The sequence below is a fragment of the Micromonospora sp. KC721 genome (genome assembly GCF_004348355.1).
In the GTDB taxonomy this organism is placed as follows: domain Bacteria; phylum Actinomycetota; class Actinomycetes; order Mycobacteriales; family Micromonosporaceae; genus Micromonospora.
Genome location: NZ_SMJY01000429.1, coordinates 1 through 380, shown reverse-complemented (window position 1 = coordinate 380; position 380 = coordinate 1). Strand labels below are relative to the sequence as shown.

General features: G+C 75.5%; 1 pseudogene. It reads right to left on the bottom strand.

Going from position 1 to position 380, the window contains the following annotated elements:
* Positions 1-174: 174 nt before the first annotated feature.
* Positions 175-380 (bottom strand): annotated as a pseudogene (locus E1182_RS30785) (hypothetical protein); the annotation flags it as partial.

Here is a 380-nt window from a genome sequence, read left to right as displayed (position 1 = left end):
GGGTGGTGCGGGTCGGGCCGACACGGGAGGCCCAGCGGTGTGCCGCGGCTTCGTGTCGGTCGCAGGCGGTCTCGGCGCGGTAGTGGCCGGTGCCGGGGTGGCCGGCTTCGATGAGGGCCGTGGCCCACCTACGGCATCGGGCGCAGTAGGTGGGCCAGCCGGCGGTCGTGGCGGTCAGTGGTCGCAGCCCGAGCAGTGCAGCCCCACACACGCCGGCTTGCGGGAGCGGAGCAGCAGAGCGAGGACGACGAGGACCAGGACCACACCCGCAACCAGCGGAGCCGCGGAGCGGACCGCGTCGACGAGGCGGGTAGCGAGGTAGCCGACGCCGGCCAGCGCGCTCACGGTCGGGACGGTGGCGGCGGCGATGACGTGGCCGC